16 protein-coding genes, 1 pseudogene and 1 riboswitch are annotated in these 17,556 nt (G+C 67.4%); of the genes and pseudogenes, 5 read left to right on the forward strand and 12 right to left on the reverse strand.

Annotated elements, in window-relative coordinates; translation table 11 throughout:
• Positions 1-55 precede the first annotated feature (55 nt).
• Positions 56-685 (reverse strand): nucleotide exchange factor GrpE, encoded by a 630-nt coding sequence (locus tag LOC57_RS02775; protein ID WP_229957937.1) that lies wholly within the window; start codon positions 683-685, stop codon positions 56-58.
• 2 nt (positions 686-687) lie between these two features.
• Positions 688-2,565, reverse strand: a complete 1,878-nt coding sequence (gene dnaK / locus LOC57_RS02780; protein WP_227925456.1) for a molecular chaperone DnaK — start codon at positions 2,563-2,565, stop codon at positions 688-690.
• A 254-nt stretch (positions 2,566-2,819) separates the two neighbouring features.
• On the opposite strand from dnaK, the gene LOC57_RS02785 reads away from it, so the two are divergent.
• The 3 genes from LOC57_RS02785 to LOC57_RS02795 are packed head-to-tail and all read left to right on the forward strand — an operon-like array spanning position 2,820 to position 4,807.
• Positions 2,820-3,623, forward strand: a complete 804-nt coding sequence (locus LOC57_RS02785) for a class I SAM-dependent methyltransferase (RefSeq protein ID WP_229957939.1) — start codon at positions 2,820-2,822, stop codon at positions 3,621-3,623.
• A 31-nt stretch (positions 3,624-3,654) separates the two neighbouring features.
• A complete protein-coding gene (locus tag LOC57_RS02790) occupies positions 3,655-4,221 on the forward strand; it encodes a low molecular weight protein-tyrosine-phosphatase (protein WP_229957941.1) in 567 nt (188 codons plus the stop codon).
• Positions 4,211-4,807, forward strand: a complete 597-nt coding sequence (locus LOC57_RS02795) for a hypothetical protein (RefSeq protein WP_229957943.1) — start codon at positions 4,211-4,213, stop codon at positions 4,805-4,807. The genes LOC57_RS02790 and LOC57_RS02795 overlap by 11 nt, the downstream gene beginning before the upstream one ends.
• Before the next feature lie 30 nt (positions 4,808-4,837).
• Here LOC57_RS02795 and cls read toward each other — a convergent pair whose 3' ends face one another.
• Positions 4,838-6,313 (reverse strand): cardiolipin synthase, encoded by a 1,476-nt coding sequence (gene cls / locus LOC57_RS02800; RefSeq protein WP_442860142.1) that lies wholly within the window; start codon positions 6,311-6,313, stop codon positions 4,838-4,840.
• A gap of 84 nt (positions 6,314-6,397) precedes the next feature.
• On the opposite strand from cls, the gene LOC57_RS02805 reads away from it, so the two are divergent.
• The gene (locus tag LOC57_RS02805; RefSeq protein WP_227911768.1) at positions 6,398-7,279 is read left to right on the forward strand and encodes an aminodeoxychorismate lyase; all 882 of its coding nucleotides are present in this window, start codon (positions 6,398-6,400) and stop codon (positions 7,277-7,279) included.
• Between the two features lie 18 nt (positions 7,280-7,297).
• Here the strand turns inward: LOC57_RS02805 and LOC57_RS02810 are convergent, their stop codons facing one another.
• The 3 genes from LOC57_RS02810 to LOC57_RS02820 all read right to left on the reverse strand — a co-directional run bounded on the left by LOC57_RS02810 (position 7,298) and on the right by LOC57_RS02820 (position 10,385).
• Positions 7,298-8,053 carry an energy-coupling factor transporter transmembrane component T family protein gene (locus LOC57_RS02810; protein ID WP_229957948.1) on the reverse strand — a complete coding sequence of 252 codons (756 nt, stop codon included), beginning with the start codon at positions 8,051-8,053 and terminating at the stop codon, positions 7,298-7,300.
• An 86-nt stretch (positions 8,054-8,139) separates the two neighbouring features.
• Positions 8,140-9,705, reverse strand: coding sequence for an ABC transporter ATP-binding protein (locus LOC57_RS02815; RefSeq protein ID WP_231700474.1), 1,566 nt, complete (start codon positions 9,703-9,705; stop codon positions 8,140-8,142).
• A gap of 56 nt (positions 9,706-9,761) precedes the next feature.
• Entirely contained in the window at positions 9,762-10,385 is a 624-nt protein-coding gene (locus tag LOC57_RS02820) for an ECF transporter S component (RefSeq protein WP_227925465.1), read from the reverse strand.
• A 98-nt stretch (positions 10,386-10,483) separates the two neighbouring features.
• Positions 10,484-10,616, reverse strand: a riboswitch (TPP riboswitch).
• A gap of 94 nt (positions 10,617-10,710) precedes the next feature.
• Here LOC57_RS02820 and LOC57_RS02825 point away from each other — a divergent pair.
• Positions 10,711-10,974 (forward strand): DUF4235 domain-containing protein, encoded by a 264-nt coding sequence (locus LOC57_RS02825; protein WP_227925467.1) that lies wholly within the window; start codon positions 10,711-10,713, stop codon positions 10,972-10,974.
• Between the two features lie 229 nt (positions 10,975-11,203).
• On the opposite strand, the pseudogene mnhG reads toward LOC57_RS02825, so the two are convergent.
• The 6 genes and pseudogenes from mnhG to LOC57_RS02855 all read right to left on the reverse strand — a co-directional run.
• Positions 11,204-11,545, reverse strand: a pseudogene (mnhG, locus tag LOC57_RS02830) (monovalent cation/H(+) antiporter subunit G); the annotation flags it as partial.
• Positions 11,546-11,549: 4 nt separating this feature from the next.
• The gene (locus tag LOC57_RS02835; protein ID WP_227911771.1) at positions 11,550-11,810 is read right to left on the reverse strand and encodes a monovalent cation/H+ antiporter complex subunit F; all 261 of its coding nucleotides are present in this window, start codon (positions 11,808-11,810) and stop codon (positions 11,550-11,552) included.
• Entirely contained in the window at positions 11,807-12,403 is a 597-nt protein-coding gene (locus LOC57_RS02840; RefSeq protein WP_229957945.1) for a Na+/H+ antiporter subunit E, read from the reverse strand. Before LOC57_RS02840 ends, LOC57_RS02835 begins: the two co-directional genes overlap by 4 nt.
• Positions 12,400-14,013: a Na+/H+ antiporter subunit D gene (locus LOC57_RS02845; protein ID WP_227911773.1), complete on the reverse strand. Its 1,614-nt coding sequence runs from the start codon at positions 14,011-14,013 to the stop codon at positions 12,400-12,402. The genes LOC57_RS02840 and LOC57_RS02845 overlap by 4 nt, the downstream gene beginning before the upstream one ends.
• Positions 14,010-14,495, reverse strand: coding sequence for a Na(+)/H(+) antiporter subunit C (locus tag LOC57_RS02850; protein ID WP_227911774.1), 486 nt, complete (start codon positions 14,493-14,495; stop codon positions 14,010-14,012). Before LOC57_RS02850 ends, LOC57_RS02845 begins: the two co-directional genes overlap by 4 nt.
• Positions 14,492-17,539, reverse strand: coding sequence for a Na+/H+ antiporter subunit A (locus LOC57_RS02855; protein ID WP_229957947.1), 3,048 nt, complete (start codon positions 17,537-17,539; stop codon positions 14,492-14,494). Before LOC57_RS02855 ends, LOC57_RS02850 begins: the two co-directional genes overlap by 4 nt.
• Positions 17,540-17,556: the final 17 nt, after the last annotated feature.

Below are 17,556 nucleotides of genomic sequence, written 5' to 3' on the forward strand. Positions count from 1 at the left end.
CCTGCCTATGGAAATGTCCGGGGCCGCCTGCTGGCGGCCCCGGACGCGGTACTGCTTACTGTTCCGGAACCGAAACAATCACCTGCGCGGCACGCAGGACCCGGTCGCCGGACTTGTAGCCGGACCTCAGGATCTGCGTCACCGTATCGAACGTGACATCCGCACTCTGCTGCTGGATGAGCGCCTCGTGGATGTTCGGATCGAACTCCACCCCGGTCTCATCGATACGGGCCAGGCCGTAGGTCTTCAGCGTGTTCTCCAGCTTGGTGGCGATCGCGGCGAAGGGGCCCTCCGCCAGGTCGCCGTGCTGGCGTGCGGCGTCGATGTCATCCAGGACCGGCATCAGTGAATTCAGCACACCGATTACCGCCATTTCCCGGGCCACATCCCGGTCGCGTTCCACCCGCTTGCGGTAGTTCACGTACTCGGCCTGCAGGCGCAGCAGGTCGTTGCGCAGTTCCGCCGCCTCGGGCGAACCGGCGGCAGCAGGCTGCGCCGGCACGTCGGCGTTGTTGAGGATCTGCTCCGCCTGGGACAGTGCATCGCCCCCGGCTGCCGGGGCGGAAGCCGATGCTTCCTCCCCGGTGCCGCCGTTGGCCTGCGTCTCGTCCTGGCCGGGCGCGCCCTGGCCGCTTACCGGTTCTTCGCCTTCGGGAGTGTTCCCGTGCTCGTTACCCGCCGGCATGATTACTTCTTTTCTTCGTCGTCGACAACTTCGGCGTCCACGATGTCTTCGTCATCGTTGGCGCTGCCGGCAGCGGAACCGTCACCGGCCGCACCGGCGCCCGGGGCGCCTTCAGCACCGGCAGCGGAGGCCGAAGCGTAGATGGCTTCGCCGAGCTTGGTCTGGGAAGCCTGCAGCTTCTCAAACGCGCTCTTGACCTCGTCGTCGTTGTCCGTGCCCTCAAGGGCCTTCTTCAGCGAGTCGACGTCGCCCTTGACCTCGGTCTTGACGTCTTCGGGCAGCTTGTCGTCATTGTCGGTGAGGAGCTTGTCCACCGAGTAGGCCAGCTGCTCGGCCGAGTTGCGGACGTCGGCAGCCTCGCGGCGCTTCTTGTCCTCGGCTGCGTGCTCTTCGGCCTCGCGGACCATCCGGTCAATGTCGTCCTTGGACAGCGAGGACCCGCCGGTGATGGTCATGGACTGCTCGGCGCCGGTGCCCTTGTCCTTGGCGGACACGTGCACAATGCCGTTGGCGTCGATGTCGAAGGTGACCTCAATCTGCGGGACACCGCGCGGAGCCGGCGCAATGCCGGTCAGCTCGAAGGTGCCCAGCGGCTTGTTGTCGCGGGTGAACTCGCGTTCGCCCTGGAAGACCTGGATGGCCACGGACGGCTGGTTGTCATCCGCGGTGGTGAAGGTCTCGCTGCGCTTGGTGGGGATGGCCGTGTTGCGCTCGATCAGCTTGGTCATCACTCCGCCCTTGGTCTCGATGCCCAGGGACAGCGGGGTGACGTCGATCAGCAGCACGTCCTTGCGCTCGCCCTTCAGGACACCGGCCTGCAGTGCGGCGCCAACGGCCACAACCTCGTCCGGGTTTACGCCCTTGTTCGGTTCCTTGCCGCCGGCCAGCTGCTTCACGAGCTCGGAAACGGCGGGCATACGGGTGGAACCGCCCACGAGGATGATGTGGTCAATGTCGGCAACCTTGATGCCGGCTTCAGCGATGACGTCGTTGAACGGCTTCTTGGTGCGGTCCAGCAGGTCCTTGGTCAGGTCCTGGAACTTGGCACGGGAAAGGTGCTCGTCCAGGTGGACCGGGCCTTCGGGGGTGACCGAGAGGTACTGCAGGGAGATGTTCGTGGAGGTGGCCGAGGAGAGTTCCTTCTTGGCCTGTTCCGCGGCTTCCTTCAGGCGCTGCAGGGCGATCTTGTCCTTGGACAGGTCCGCGCCCTTGGCCTTGGCCTGGCTCAGCAGGTAATCCACAATGCGCTGGTCCCAGTCGTCGCCGCCGAGGCGGTTGTCACCGGCAGTGGCGCGGACCTGGATGGTGGAGAAATCGTCTTCGTCCTTGCCGACTTCCAGCAGGGAAACGTCGAACGTGCCGCCGCCAAGGTCGAAGACGAGAATGAGTTCGTCTTCCTTGCCCTTGTCCAGGCCGTAGGCCAGGGCAGCTGCGGTGGGCTCGTTGACAATGCGCAGCACGTTCAGGCCGGCAATCTCGCCGGCTTCCTTCGTGGCCTGGCGCTCAGCGTCGTTGAAGTAGGCCGGAACGGTGACCACGGCGTCCGTGACCTTCTCACCGAGGTAGGCCTCGGCGTCGTTCTTCAGCTTCATCAGGATGCGGGCGGAGATTTCCTGCGCGGTGTACTTCTTGCCGTCTACGTCCACGCTCCAGTCGGTGCCCATGTGGCGCTTGACGGAGGATATGGTGCGGTCAATGTTGTTGACGGCCTGGCGCTTGGCGATCTCGCCGACCAGGACCTCGCCGGACTTGGCGAACGCCACGACCGACGGCGTGGTGCGGCCGCCTTCAGCGTTGGCGATGACCGTGGGCTCGCCGCCTTCCAGGACCGAGACGACCGAGTTGGTGGTTCCGAGGTCGATACCTACTGCACGTGACATATTTGCTTCCTCTTTCCTTGGAAAAACCCGCATCTTCGTGACTTCTCCGCGGCGGTTCCCTTCCCGGACCGGGATGGCTTTCCTCCGCTGGACATCGCGTAGAGCAATTGAGCGTTCTGGACTCAACTTTACTCAGAGCTGATTCTTTGTCAACAAACTTGAGCGCATGCGGCTCAAGTTTGGGTGGAGCCCTTGCGGAACACACGGTCACGCTTTGGCTCCCTGCGGCGGGCGGAGGGCGGTAGGGTCCTGCTATGCGTCCCGAAACGTACACCCACGGCCACCACCAGAGCGTGGTGTCCGCCCACGCGGTCCGCACAGCGAAGGACTGCGCCGCGTATCTGCTGCCCGAAGTGAAGCCGGGCATAAGCATGCTCGACGTCGGCTGCGGCCCGGGCAGCATTACGGCGGACCTTGCCGAACTGGCAGCCCCCGGGCCGGTGATCGGCCTGGACGCCTCTGAGGACGTCCTGGTCCTGGGCCGCGAACTGGCCGCCGCCCGCGGCCTGGCGAATGCCTCCTTCGCCGGGGGAAACATTTATGACCTGGACTTCCCGGACGAGACCTTCGACGTGGTCCACGCCCACCAGGTGCTCCAGCACCTGGCGGATCCGGTGGCCGCCCTGCGCGAAATGCGCCGGGTCACCAAGCCCGGCGGGCTGGTGGCAGTGCGCGACGTCGATTTCCATGGCATGAGCTGGTACCCGGCGGTTCCCGAGCTGGCCGAATGGATGCAGGTCTACCAGCACATTGCCCGCGGCAACCAGGCCGAACCCGACGCCGGGCGGCACCTGCTCTCCTGGGCACTGGAGGCAGGGTTCACGGACCTGACACCCTCATCCTCCAACTGGCTGTACGCGACCGAAGACCAGCGGGCCTGGTTGGCCGCATCATGGTCCGAGCGGGTGCTGCATTCCGCCTTCGCCGAGCAGGCCTCCGAACGCGGGCTGGCGGACCGGGAGGGTTTGGAACGGCTCTCCGCCGGCTGGCAGGAATGGGCCGCAGCACCGGACGGCTGGTTCCTGATGCCCTGCGGCGAGCTGCTCGCCCGGGCCTGAGCAGGCCGGAGTTCTGCGTAGGATTTAAGGCATGTTCCGGATCCAGACCATATGCACGGGCAACATTTGCCGCTCCCCCATGGCCCAGTTTGCGCTGGCCCGCGCCTTCGGCGACGCCGCCGCGGAACGGCCGGTTGCCGGGGAAGAGCCGGCGGCAGTGGCGGTGGACTCCGCCGGACTGAGCGGCTGGGAAGCGGGCAAGCCGATGGATAAGCGGGCCGCGGCCGAACTGCGGCGCCACGGCTATCCGGATACTGGCATCACTGCCTTCCGGGCCCGCGAGTTCCAGCCGGAATGGTTCGCCGAACGTGACCTGATCCTGGCCATGGACTACGGCCATTTTATGGAACTGTCGCTGCAGGCCCCCACGCAGGCGGACCGGGCCAAGGTGATGATGCTGCGGGCCTTCGACCCGGCCCTGCAGACACCGGCCGGCCGGCCGCACCCCTCCGCGGAACTGGGCATTGCGGACCCCTGGTACGGGGACCAAAAGGACTTCGAGGAGTCCTACGCCCTCATCACGGCCGCCGTGCCGGGCGTGCTGGAGTATGTGGAACAGCTTCTGGCGAACCGGCGCGAAAGCCGCCATGACCGCTGAGCCCGCAGCTTCCACCGGAGACTCCCGCAAACCCCTGCTCATCGCCGTCGACGGTTTCTCCGGAGCCGGCAAAACGACGCTCGCCACCGAAGTGGCCGCAGCCTTGAGCCGCCGCGGAAGCGTGCGCCTGTTCCACCTCGAGGACATTTACCCCGGCTGGGACGGCCTGGAATCGGGAATGGCCTACTACCGGGAGCAGGTCCTGCGTCCGCTCGCCCGGGGGCAGGCGGCCCACTGGCAGGCCTGGGACTGGGAAGCCGGACGCCGCGGACCCTGGCGGAGCACCGAACCGGCCGACGCCGTCGTCTTCGAAGGGGTGGGCGCCGCGCACCGCGAGGCCCGCAGCATGCTGGACACCGCCGTATGGGTGGGCGGCGAGGAATCCGTCCGCCGCAGGTACGCCCTGGAGCGCGACGGCAGCACCTACGCCCCGCACTGGGAGCGCTGGGCCGCGCAGGAGCGGCGCTGGTCCGCCGACGACGACGCGTCCGCCGCCGCGGACCTGGCGGTGCGGATGGTGGGTCCGGACGCCAATGCAGCAGCGGCGCTGGCGTCGGTCCTCGGCGTGCTGGACCGCGCTGCCTGAACTGCCGGCGCTGGCGGCCGCGCGGGCTCCTTACTGCAGGGTGGCGGTCAGCCGGGCCACGTTGTCGATGTAGCGCTGCCAGAGGGGGCGGTCCACCCAGTCCTCCAGCAGCAGTTCCTTGGACAGGGCGCGGTAGGTGTCCTCGACCCGGCGCATCTGCTCCACGATGGTGCCGTCGAACATCATCATGGAGACTTCGAGGTTCAGCGAGAAAGAACGCATGTCCATGTTGGAGGAGCCCAAGACGGCCACCTCGTTGTCAATGGTGAAGTGCTTGGCGTGCAGGACCAGCGGCTTGGGGTACTGGTAGATCCGGATCCCGGCCCGGAGCAGCGCCTCGTAGTAGGAGCGCTGGGCGTGGTCCACCAGGAACTGGTCGCCCTTTTCGGAAACGAACAGTTCCACTTCCACGCCGCGCTGGGCCGCCGTCGTCACCGCGTAAAGCAGGGTGTCATCGGGCACGAAGTACGGGCTGGTGATCGAAATCCGGTCGCTGGCCGAATAGATCAGGGACGCAAACAGGCGCAGGTTGTTTTCGGTGCTGAAGCCCGGTCCGCTGGGGACCACCTGGCAGGTCACGTTGCCCGGATCGTAGGTCCATTCGTACAGGCTGAGTTCGCGTTCTAGGTTCTCATCGGTTTCGGCGTTCCAGTCGGTGGCGAAAACGACGTTGAGCTCATCCACCACCGGTCCTTCCACCCGGGCCATCAGCTCCACCCATTTGCGGCCGGAGCGGCGGTTGCGGCCCTTGTGGTAGGCAGGCTCAATGAGGTTCTGCGATCCGGTGAACGCAACGGCCCCGTCCACCACCACCAGTTTCCGGTGGTTGCGCAGGTCCGGACGGCGCCAGCGGCCCCGGAAGGGCTCCACCGGCAGCATCCGCCGCCATTGGACATCACTGTTGCGCAGTTCGCGCAGCATCTTCCGGTAGCCCTTGATCCGCAGGGTACCGATGTGGTCGAAGAGCAGCCGGACGGTGACGCCGCGGGCAGCCGCTGACTTGAGTGCCTGGAAGAACTGCCTGGTCTGGGCGTCGTAGCCCATGATGTAGAACTCCACATGCACGTAGCGAGCGGCTTTTTCCACCGCACGGGTCATCATGTCGATGGACTCCGCGTAGTCGCGCTGCAGGTCGACCTTATTGCCGTCCAGTGTAGGGAAGGACCCCAGCCGGCGGTTCAGCTCGGCGGCGTTGAGCACCCACTCCGGCCCGCCGTAATTACTGCCCTCGGCCTCAAGTTCCTTGGTGTTCTCGCGCACCGTCCGGTTGATCTCCGCCTGCCGCCGCACCCGGTGGTCCGACAGCCGGTGGTTCCCGAAGAGGGAGAAGAGGATGATGCCCGGGATGGGAAGGAAGAAGATGCACAGCAGCCACGCCATGGCCGTCGTGGGACGCCGGTTGCCGGGAACAACGCCCAACGCAATAATCCGGATACCGTAATCCACCACGGCCAGCACGGTCGCCGTCCATCCGGACAGGTCAAAACCGGTCAGAGACCACCACACGCTCAAGCTCCTCCCAGCAGCACCCTGCCCTCAGCCTATCGGTACGGGGGTCCCGGGCGTGTCCCGCGCCGCTAGGCTGGTGCCATGACTGTTCTGGTTTTCCTGGATTCCGCGTACCCCGACGGCCGCCCTGCCGATCCTGCGGTGCCGCATCTGCTCGTGAGCGACCTGGGCGTCACCCGCGGTGACGGGATTTTCGAGTCGCTGCTGGCCGTGGACGGTGTGCCCCGGAAACCGGACGCGCACCTGGACCGGCTGGCGTCCTCGGCACAGCTGCTGGACCTGCAGATCCCGGTACGCCAGGCCTGGGAGCGGGCCATCGCCACGGCATTGGCGCTGCACTTCGGGCAGGGCGCTGCCGGGCCGCAGGGCCGGGCCGCGGTGAAGCTGGTGGCCACCCGGGGCGTGGAAGGCAGCGGGACCTCCACGGCGTGGGTGCAGGTTTCCGCCGCGCCCGACGCGGCGCGGCAGCAGACCGACGGGATTAAGGTGCTGCTGCTGGACCGCGGCTATGACAGCATGGCCGCGTCCCGGGCACCCTGGCTGCTGCTGGGCGCCAAGACGCTTTCCTACGCCGTGAACATGGCCGCCCTGCGCTACGCCAAGGAACACGGGGCCGATGACGCCATTTTTACCTCCTCGGACGGCAAGGTCCTGGAGGGACCCACCTCCACGGTGGTGCTGGCCCGCGAACGGGACGGTGTCCGGACCCTGCTGACCCCCGAACGGAAGAGCGGCATCCTGGCCGGAACCACGCAGGACGCCCTCTTCAAGGCCGCCGAAGCTGCCGGCTGGGAACTGGGCTACGGCCCAATGGTTCCGGAGGACCTGTTCGCGGCCGACGGCGTGTGGCTGGCTTCCAGCATCCGGCTGCTGGTTCCGGTCCGTTCCATCGACGGCCGCGAGCTGCCTTTCTCCGAGAGCCTGAACAGCGAACTCGCGAAGCTGGCCGACACCGCACTCTGAGCACTCAGCCCCCGATGCTCAGGTCAGGATGAAGTTGAACGTGCCGGCCGCCAGCGCCGCTGCCACCGCGGCGGCTGACACGACCACTCCCGTGGCCAGCACCGCGGCGTCGATCCTGCTGAACGTTGAGGTCCGTGCCCAGGACCGGTCCCCCGCGCCAAACCCGCGGGCCTCCATGGCCACGGCCAGCCGCGTGGCCCGGCGGATGGCCTGCACCAGCAAGGCCAGTGCCTGCCCGGCGAAACCCTTCAGCCGGGCCGCCGCACCGGCATCGGGCCCCGCGCCGCGCGCGTGGCGGGCCAGCCCGATGGTCCGCCATTCCTCGACCAGCAAACCCACCAGGCGCATGGCCGCCAGTGCGCCCAGCACAAACCGGTGCGGCAGCCGCAGCTTCTGCGCCAGGGCGTCGGCCAGGTCGGTGGGATCGGTGCTGGTCAGCAGGTAGATCCCGGGCAGGGCTATGGCCAGCCCGCGCAGTCCAATGGCAATACCCGCGGCCACGGAACCGGAGGTAAAGATCAGCGGTCCCGCTGCAAGCAGCACCGCCCCGGTCTTCTCCGCCAACAGCGCCGTACCCCAGGCCCCGATCAGCGCGGCCACCAGCAGCGGCGAGATGCGCCGCAGGAGCGTACCCGCCCGGATGTGGAGCAGCGGCAGCAGGAGAAGTTCCAGGGCCAGGACGACGGCGGCGCTCACCCAGTCCACGGTGACCAGCACCGCCAGGGTCAGCAGGGCCGCAGACGCGAGCTTGGACAACGGGTTGGCGCGGGCCAGGAAAGTAACGGCGGTGCGGACGGGCGCGCCCGCGTTTTCTCCAGGCGCCGTTCCACCGGACTCCGCGGCCGAGATCTCCGCCCGGCTCACCGGAGCACCTCGGTTGCATTATCCGCGGCCGGACCTGCTGCCGGGCCCGGCACCGGCTCGGCGGCGGCGTCCCGGACCGTTCCGCCGCCCACCTGCAGGGTCCGCGCGCCCAGCGCCTGGATGAAGCCGGCGTCGTGGGTCACCGACACCACGCACCGGCCATCGTCCAGCTGGGCACGCAGCAGGGCCACCAGTTCCGCCCAGGTTCGGGCGTCCTGGCCAAACGTCGGCTCATCGAGCAGCAGGATGGACGGCGCCGTGGCGAGCATGGTTGCCACGGACAGCCGGCGCTTCTCCCCGCCGGAGAGCGTGAAGGGGTTGGCATCCAGCAGGGCGTCGAGGTGCAGCCGTTCGGCAAGCTCCCGCACCCGGGCCGCGGACTCCTTTTCCAGCCCGAGCCGGCGCGGGCCGAAGGACAGTTCGTCCAGCACGGTGTTGGTGAGGAACTGGTGCTCCGGTTCCTGGAACACGGTTCCGATCCTGCTCACCAGCTGCGCCGACGTCCACCGGTGCGGTTCGGGCGCAGCGGTGCCGGCCAGCAACGGTTCGGCGGCGATGGTTCCGCCCCGCGGCCGCAGCAAGCCGCCCACGGTCAGGGCGAGGGTGGATTTGCCGGCACCGTTGGGTCCGGTAATGCCGACGGCGGTTCCGGCGTCCAGCGCCAGGTCCGCCCCGGTGACCACGGCAGGTCCGCGGCCCGTCCGGGCGGCAGCCAGCCCGCGGGCCGCCAGCAGCCGGTTCCCGCCGGCAACCGGGGCCCACGCACCGCCGGGAATCTCCGGCCGGGCGCCCGGAAGCCAAACCCCGGCTGCGGCCAGGGTTTTCCGGTGCACCGGATCCCCCAGCACCTGCTCCGGTGATCCGTCGGCCAGGACGCCGCCGCCGGCAGCCAGTACCACCACGCGGTCCACCACGTCCGCCCAGACCTCCACGCGGTGCTCCACCACAATGACGGTGGCGCCGGTGCGGTCCAGCACCCGCACCACGGCGTCGCGGATTTCCGCCACGCCCGCCGGGTCCAGGTTGGCGGTGGGTTCGTCCAGCAGCAGCAGTCCGGGTTCCATCGCCATCACGGAGGCCAGGGCCAGCCGCTGCTTCTGCCCGCCGGAGAGAGCGGAAGTGGAACTCTCCAGCGGCACGTCCAGTCCGACGTCGGCCAGTGCGGCCCGCACCCGGGGCCAGATCTCCCCGGCCGGGACCGCAAGGTTCTCGGCGCCGAAGGCAACTTCATCCCCCACACGGGACAGCACGGTCTGCGCATCGGGATCCTGCAGCACCAGTCCGGTCCGGCCGCGGGCTGCGGGATCCGCCGGATGGACACCGTCCACTGAGATCCTGCCCTGTTCCTCCCCACCGGTATCCGGTCCCAGCACGCCCGCGAGGGAATGCAGGAGTGTGGATTTTCCGGCGCCGGAGGCCCCGAGCAGCAGCACCCGCTCCCCCGGTGCTACCGACAGGTCCAGTCCGGACACAGCCGCACCGGCCCTGCCCCCGTGCCGCCAGCCCCAGCCTTGGGCGGTAACGGCGGCGGGACTGCTGCGCCGCGCGACGGCGGAAGGCAGCACCCGGGGTGCGGCCGCGCCGGGAGCCCGGCGGCGGGCGTTCAAAAACCGCACCGCTATGCCTTGCCTGTCCGTCCGGACGCGAAGGGTGCCAGAGCGCCGGTCCGTGCCAATGCCCGGACCGCCAGCCAGGACAGTCCGCCGGCCAGGACCGCACCGGAGAACGCAGTGAGCAGGACATACAACAGCTTCCACTGAGCTGCCCACTCCACGTTGTACAGAACGTTTTCACTCAGTCCCAGGAACAGGCCCGAACCCAGCCCGGCCAGCAATGCCACGGGCAGGGAGAAGCGGCGGTAGAGGAACAGCAGGAACACCAGCTCGGCACCGAGGCCCTGCAGGAAGCCGGAGAGCAGCACGGATAGGCCGAACTGGGTGCCCAGCACACCGGACACGGCCGAGGCCAGCACTTCGCAGTAGATCGCGGCCCCCGGCTTGCGGATGATTAGCCCGCCCAGCACACCGGCAATAAGCCAGCCGCCGGTATAGAGGCCGGCCAGCGGCGGGAACGCGGCGGTCAGCGCACTGATCCCGGCGTAGCCGAGGGACCAGGCCCAGAAAATGACGCCCACGGCCACGGCCACTACGGACGCAACAACAATGTCCACCACGCGCCATGTGCGTGCCGGCGCTGCGGGCTTGGCTGCGGACGGTGCCGCAGCAGAAGTAAAGCGGTTCATGAATATCCTCCTGATAGCAGGAGGGGAGGGTAGTGGCGCGCCGGCAATGCCGGTGCCGTTCCTGCCGTGCCCCGGCGGGTGCCGTGACGTGGCGGGAATTCCCTGAGCTCTCGACTCCCTTCGCCGGTACTAACCGGATCAGGTTCGAGGGTCTGCGGATGTCCGCACTCTCAGCGCCTTGTCTCCGCTGCCCGAAGGCCGTGCGGAGGGGGCGCTCCCCTGTCGTGTGTTTGCGGTACCACTCTACACACGCGTGCCCGCTCCCCGCAGGGGTACCGAACGGATACCGTAGGGTTAGGAAAAACGCCCGAAGCTAGGAGTACCCATGAACCTGATCCTCAAACTGCTCGGAACCGGAGCCAGTATCCTGTCCGGAATCGTGGCCGCCAAGGTACTGGATTTCGTCTGGACCAAGGCCACGGGCAACGAGCCGCCCAAGGACGCCGAGGGCAGCCTGGAAAACAGCCTCCGCGCTGCCGTGGCTTTCGCCGTGGTGTCCGGCGCCGTCAGCTCGGTCATCCGGGTCCTGACCAACCGCGGCACGCAGCGGGCCATCCAGCGCTACCAGAAGACCCCTGAGGTCGTCTGACCCGGCCTTCCGGCCCAAGCACCGCCTGCGGCGCTCAGCCCTCGGGATTCTTTCCCGGGTGCTGGGCGCCGCTGCTTAACCCGGCCTCGCGTTCGCGGCCGGCCAGCAGTTCGTCGTCGTCCAGTTCCCCGGTGTAGGCCGGTTCCTCCTCGCCGGGATCGTCGTCCACGCGCGGGTCCTCGTTTTCGTCCTCGAGCGCCTCCGCCTCAGCGTCCTGGAGCAATCGCTGGGCGCGCTCGACGACGTCGTCCAGTTCGTCGATCACGAGCAGTTCCGGCCGCAGGTGCTTGGTGCGGTACCCGGCCCGGCCCACCATGTGCGCGGAAACAGGTGCCGTCAGCAGCATAAAGATCCATGCGACGGCCAGGACCGGCAGCAGTTTCCAGCTGCGGAACTCCACGGCCATGGCCAGCAGGAAAAGCAGCAGGCCGAGGACCTGCGGCTTGGACGCAGCGTGCATGCGGCTGAGCAGGTCGGGGAAGCGGATCAGGCCGATGGCCGCCGCCAGGGACATCAGTGCCCCGCCGAACATCAGGACAGCGACAATCGCGTCGTACACGGTTTCGTCCATGGCCCTACCGCCTGTCCGTCACGAAGCGCGCAACCGTTACCGACCCGATGAAACCGACCAGGGAAATGGCGACCAGCAAGGCCAGGTAGTCCAAGTTGCGGTAGACGATCATGTCCACGGCCAGGGCGCCGCCCACAATGGCCAGCAGCACGTCCGAGGCAAGCACCCGGTCCAGGATCGACGGCCCGCGGGCAATCCGGTAAATCGCCCCCGCGCCGGCCACGGCCAGCATGAGGCTCACCACCACCACGGCAACGTTCATCATGCCTTGCCTCCAATCTTCCGCTGACGGGTTTCATCACTCTCGGCGCGCAGGGCAGCCAGTTCCTCTTTGGTGCCCATGGTCCGGATCAGCCACGCCTCGGCCTGCAGGACGTCGGCGCGCACCTTCTCCGCCTGCTCAGCCGTGGACACGTCCAGCGCGTGCAGGTACAGGGTGGAGGTGGAACGGTCGACGTCGACAATCAGCGAGCCGGGAATCAGGGACAGTGCGTGGCCCGTGGCCGTGACCAGCAAGTCCGACCGGCTGCGCAGCTTCACCCCGATCACGCCGTTGCGGATCCGCGGGCCGCGGACAACCGCCAGCCAGAGCACATGGAAACTGGCCTGCACCAGTTTGTAGAAGAACCGGCCGGCAAAGACGAGGCCGTAGAACAGGTTGAACCGGCCGCTGAGCTCCACCGGCGGCAGGTAAAAGATATTCGCCACGATAAACGCGATCACCGTGCCGAAGAGCAGGTTGCCGGCACTGAAATCCTGCCAGAGGGCACCCCACAGGAACACCAGCCAGATCAGCAGCGGCAGTTCCTGCAGCAGCGGGATACGGGACCGGTTGCGCATGCGCGCTTCCTTCGTCATTGGTCAGCCGCTCCTTCCCCGAGTACCGCTTCGATGTACGGAGTACGTTCCAGCAGGTCCCGGGCGGCACCGTCGCTGAGCGAGAACAGCGGCCCGGCGAGCACGGTCAGGCTGACGCCCAGGGCAACCAGGCCCACGGTGGGATACACCATGGTGCGCGGCAGCAGGTCCACCGAGTCCCGGTGGGCGAACCGGCCCGTGGTGTGTTCGCTGACGTCCTGCGACTTGCGCAGGCTGGCACCGTCCGGCCCGACGGCCAGCAGGATCGGATCCGGATGGACGGCGTCTTCCGGGGTCCGCCAGAAGGCGCGGTTCCATACCCGGGCCATCACCAGCAGCGTCAGCAGGCTGGTGGCGGCGCTCGCGGCTACCAGGACGTAGGCCAGCGGGGTGCCCAGCTCGACGCCGGCCTGCATCAGGCCCAGCTTCCCCAGGAACCCGGAGAACGGCGGAATGCCGGCCAGGTTGATTGCCGGGATGAAATACAGCACGGCGAGCAGCGGGGAGAGCTTCGCCAGCCCGCCGAGGCGGTCCATGTTGGCCGTCCCGCCCCGGCGTTCAATCAGGCCCGTGACCAGGAACAGCGAGGTCTGCACGGTGATGTGGTGCACCACGTAGAACACAGCGGAGCCGATGCCGACCACGGATGCGACTGCCAGGCCGAACACCATGTAGCCGATGTGGCTGACCAGGGTGAAGGAGAGCATACGTTTGATGTCCGTCTGGGCCAGGGCACCGAGGATACCCACGAGCATGGTCAGCCCGGCCACCACCATCAGCAGCGTATTTATCCGGTCTCCCGGGAACAGCAGGGTCTCTGTCCGCACCATGGCGTAGACGCCCACCTTCGTCAACAGGCCGGCGAACACGGCCGTCACCGGTGCCGGGGCGGTGGGATAGGAGTCGGGCAGCCAGAAGGACAGCGGGAAGACGGCGGCCTTGATGCCGAACGCCACCAGCAGCATCAGGTGCAGCATCAGCTGCGTCGCCGGATCCAGCTCCCCCAGCTTCAAGGCCAGATCCGCCATGTTCACCGTGCCGGTGGCCGCGTAGATCATGGCAATGGCGATCAGGAACAGCAGCGAGGACACCACGCTGACCACCACGTAGGTGACTCCGGCCCGGATGCGCGGCGTGGTGCCGCCCAGGGTCATCAGCACATAGCTGGCCGTCAGCAGGATCTCGAAACCGACATAGAGGTTGAACAGGTCCCCGGCCAGGAAGGCGTTGGAGACGCCGGCCACCAGGATCAGGTAGGTCGGGTGGAAGATCGAAATAGGGCCGTCTTCATCGCCGTCGGCCATACCCTGGCCGGCGGCGTAAATGAGCACAGCGAGGCTGATGGCCGAGGAGACCACCAGCATCAGGGCGGAGAACTGGTCCACCACCATCGTGATTCCGAACGGCGGCAGCCAGCCGCCGAGGTTAACCGCCACGGCACCGGTGTTCCAGACCGAGAGCAGCAGAATCACTTCCAGTGCCAGCGTCACGGACAGGATGCTGACGCTGACCACCCGCTGGGAACGCTGGTGCCGGATCAGGATGAAGGCCAGGGCGGCGCCGAGGAGCGGCAGCACGACGGCCAGGGGCGCGAGGCTTGCTGTAGTCATCGGTTCACCTCCGGGTCCTTCTCTGCGTTGCCGCGTTGGGACCCGGGAGCCTCTTCAGCTTCTTCGGGCGGGGTGAATTCCGTGGTGTCCTCCGGTACATCGGCGTCGTCTTCCGCGTCGAAGCTGCTCTGGCTGGCGACGCGGCGGTCCTCAATGTCGTCCTGGACCTCGTCCTGGCGGCCCAGCACCCAGGACCGGTAAATGATCCCGAGCATAAAGGCCGTCACGGAGAACGAAATGACAATCGAGGTGAGGATGAACGCCTGCGGCAGCGGGTCATTGTAGGCATCTGCGGCCAGGTCCTTGTTGAACATGGGAGCCAACCCTGCCGGGCCGCCGGTTGCCAGCAGCAGGATGTTCGTTGCATTGGTCAGCATGGCCAGGCCAAGCACCACCCGGGTCAGGCTCCGTTCAAGCAGCAGGTAGATGCCGCAGGCGTACAGGGCACCCATCACCAGCAGAAGGGTTATATTCACGGTCACCGGGCCACCTCTTCCTCTTCGGGCCGGGATCCCGTGCCGGGAACACCGTCGAGCCGCTGGCCAAGGTCAATGATCTGCGGTTCCTCCACTATGTCTTCGTCTTCGTCGTCGTCGCCCTCGCTGCGTTCATCGATTTCCGAACCCAGGCTGCGGAGGACATCAAGCACCAGGCCCACCACCACCAGGTACACGCCTATGTCGAAAATCGTGGAGGTGACGAACTTGACCTCCCCAAACACCGGCCAGGAGAACTTGAGGATGGCGCTCTGCAGGACCTGCCCGCCGAAGAACAGGGGCGTGGCAGCGGACAGGGCCGCCAGGCCCAGGCCTCCGCCCAGCAGGGCTCCGGCGCTCACGGGGCTCGCCTCGGCCAACTCGAACCGTCCGCCGGCGAGGTACCGGATGGTCAGCGCCAGCCCGGCCATGAGCCCGCCGGCGAAGCCGCCGCCGGGGGCGTTGTGGCCTGCTATCAGGAGGTAGACCGAGAAGAGGATGACCGAGTGGAACAGCAGCCGGGTAATCACCTCGAAGATGATGGAGCGGCGTTCCGGGGCCAGTGTCCGGCCGGCCACCAGCCAGGCATCCCGTCCCACGCTGGAGAATTTGCGGGCCAGGGCCAAGGTTGCCTGCCGGCGCCCGGTGGAGGCGAACTGCTCCCGGCCGCGGTCCACGGAACCGGAGGCCACGCCCTCGGCGCGGCGGCGCTTATCGCCGCGTCCGCGGACGAAAATCAGGGACGCCAGACCGGTGGCGGCGATGGCCAGGACGGAAATCTCGCCAAAGGTGTCCCAGGCACGGATATCCACGAGGGTCACATTGACAATATTGGATCCGCCGCCGCCCTCGTACGCCAGCTGCGGGAAATCCAGGGAGATGGGGGTGGCCACCCGCGACGCCATGGCTGACATCGCGAAGACAATCATGGAGGCACCGAACGCAATGCCCAGCAGGGCCCGCAGGAAACGGTGCCGTTTGGGCTCGCGCTTCCACAGCCGGGCCGGCAGGGACCGCAGGGCCAGCACAAAGGCCACCAGCACAATTGTCTCCACCAGCATCTGGGTCAGCGCCAGGTCCGGGGCCCCCTGGAGGGCGAAAATAAGGGCAATGCCGTAGCCGCTCACCGACACCATCAGCACCGCCAGGAAACGCTTGCTGGCGCGCGCTGCGGCTACCGCACCGATGATGACGGCAGCACCAATCACGGCCTGCAGCGGGTTGTCGAACCAGCGGAAGCTCTCGGGCATGGGCGCGGAGCGGAGGATGAGCGCCGAAAGGGGCGTGAGGATCGCCATGATGAGGATGACGAACAGGTAGAAGGTGAGCGAACCGCGCTGCGTGCGGCCCGTGACCCAGACGGCGACGTCGTCCAGCACACCGATGGCGCCGCGGTAGGAGCGCTCAGCGTCAATCGGGGAGGCAACGTCCCGCTGGAAGGACTCCATTTGCCGGCGCAGCAGGAACAGCGCTGTACCGGTGGCCAGGGTCAGCACGGTCAGTCCCAGTGCCGGGGTCAGCCCGTGCCACAGGGCCAGGTGGGTCGGTTTCCCGTCCGCCGGGAAGAGCCCGGCATAGGAGGACACCACCGAATCCAGCGGGGCCGGCCACAGTCCGAAGACCACGGTGGCGGCGGCCAGCACTGCGGGAGCCCCCAGGAAGGACCAGGGCACGGCCTTGAACGGGGTGGCAGCACAGCCGTTCTTGACGGCGAACGCGCCCCACACAAAGCGGGCGCTGTAGGCGAAGGTCAGGATGGAGCCGGCGACAATGCCGGCCAGCAGCAGCCAGGCCGCAAAGCTGCCCTGCTGTTCGCCGTAGTGCACGAAGGTTTCGTAGATGGATTCTTTCGCCACGTAGCCCAGCAGCGGCGGCACACCCGCCATGGACGCGGCACCGATCACGGCGACTACGCCCAGCTTCGGTGCGGCCCGGAAAATTCCGGAGAGCTTGCGGATGTCGCGGGTGCCGGCCTTGTGGTCGATGATCCCGACCACCAGGAACAGCGTGGCCTTGAAGAAGCCGTGGGCCAGCAGCATGCCCATCCCGGCGACGGCTGCTTCCCGGCTGCCCAGGCCAACCACCAGGGTCAGGAAACCGAGCTGGCTCACAGTGCCGTAGGCGAGGATCAGCTTGATGTCGTACTGCCGCAGGGCACGCCAGCCGCCCAGCAGCATGGTGGCCAGGCCCAGCACCAGCACTATGGGGTGCCAGAACGCGGTTTCGGAGAAGCCGGGAGCAAGCCGGGCGGTCAGGTAGATGCCGGCCTTCACCATGGCGGCGGCATGCAGGTAGGCACTGACCGGAGTGGGTGCGGCCATCGCGGCGGGCAGCCAGAAGTGGAAGGGCAGCAGGGCTGACTTGGACACGGCGCCCACCAGCATCAGGGCGACGGCGACGTTGACCAGCATGCCCGAGCCCACCAGTTCCGGTGCCTGCGCCATGATCTCGGAGATCCGGTAGGTATGCGCGGCGGAGCCGAGCATGATCATGCCAACCAGCATGGCCAGGCCGCCGAAGGTGGTGACGATCAGGGCCTGCAGCGCTGCCCGGCGGGCGGAGAGGCGCTGGGCCGCGTACCCGATGAGCAGATAGGACAGGATGGTGGTCAGTTCCCAGAAAATGAACAGCAGGATCAGGTCATCTGCCGTCACGAGGCCAAACATGGCTGCGGCAAAGGCCAGCAGCTGGGCCCCGAAGGATCCCATCTTCGGATCACTGGGGCGGAAGTACCGGGCGCAGTAGAAAAGGACCAGCGCACCTACCCCGAGGATCAGGATGGAGAGCACAGCTGACAGCGTGTCCATCCGGAAGGCCAGTTCCACCTGCAGGTCCGGAATCCAGGGGATGGTCACGGACGGCGGGGCGTTGGGGGCTCCCGAGGCGAGCGTCTGGTTGGCGCCGGTGTACTGCGGGAACGTGGCCATCAGCCAGGCGAACGCAGCCGCGGGGAAGGCGGCAAGCACGTAGAACGCCGACCGGCCAGCCTTCCGGAAAAATATGGGCGCAACCAGTGCCACCGTAAACATAACGGTGAGCACAAAAAGCACTATGATCTCCCGGACTC

Source organism: Arthrobacter sp. zg-Y750 (genome assembly GCF_020907365.1).
Lineage (GTDB): Bacteria > Actinomycetota > Actinomycetes > Actinomycetales > Micrococcaceae > Arthrobacter_B.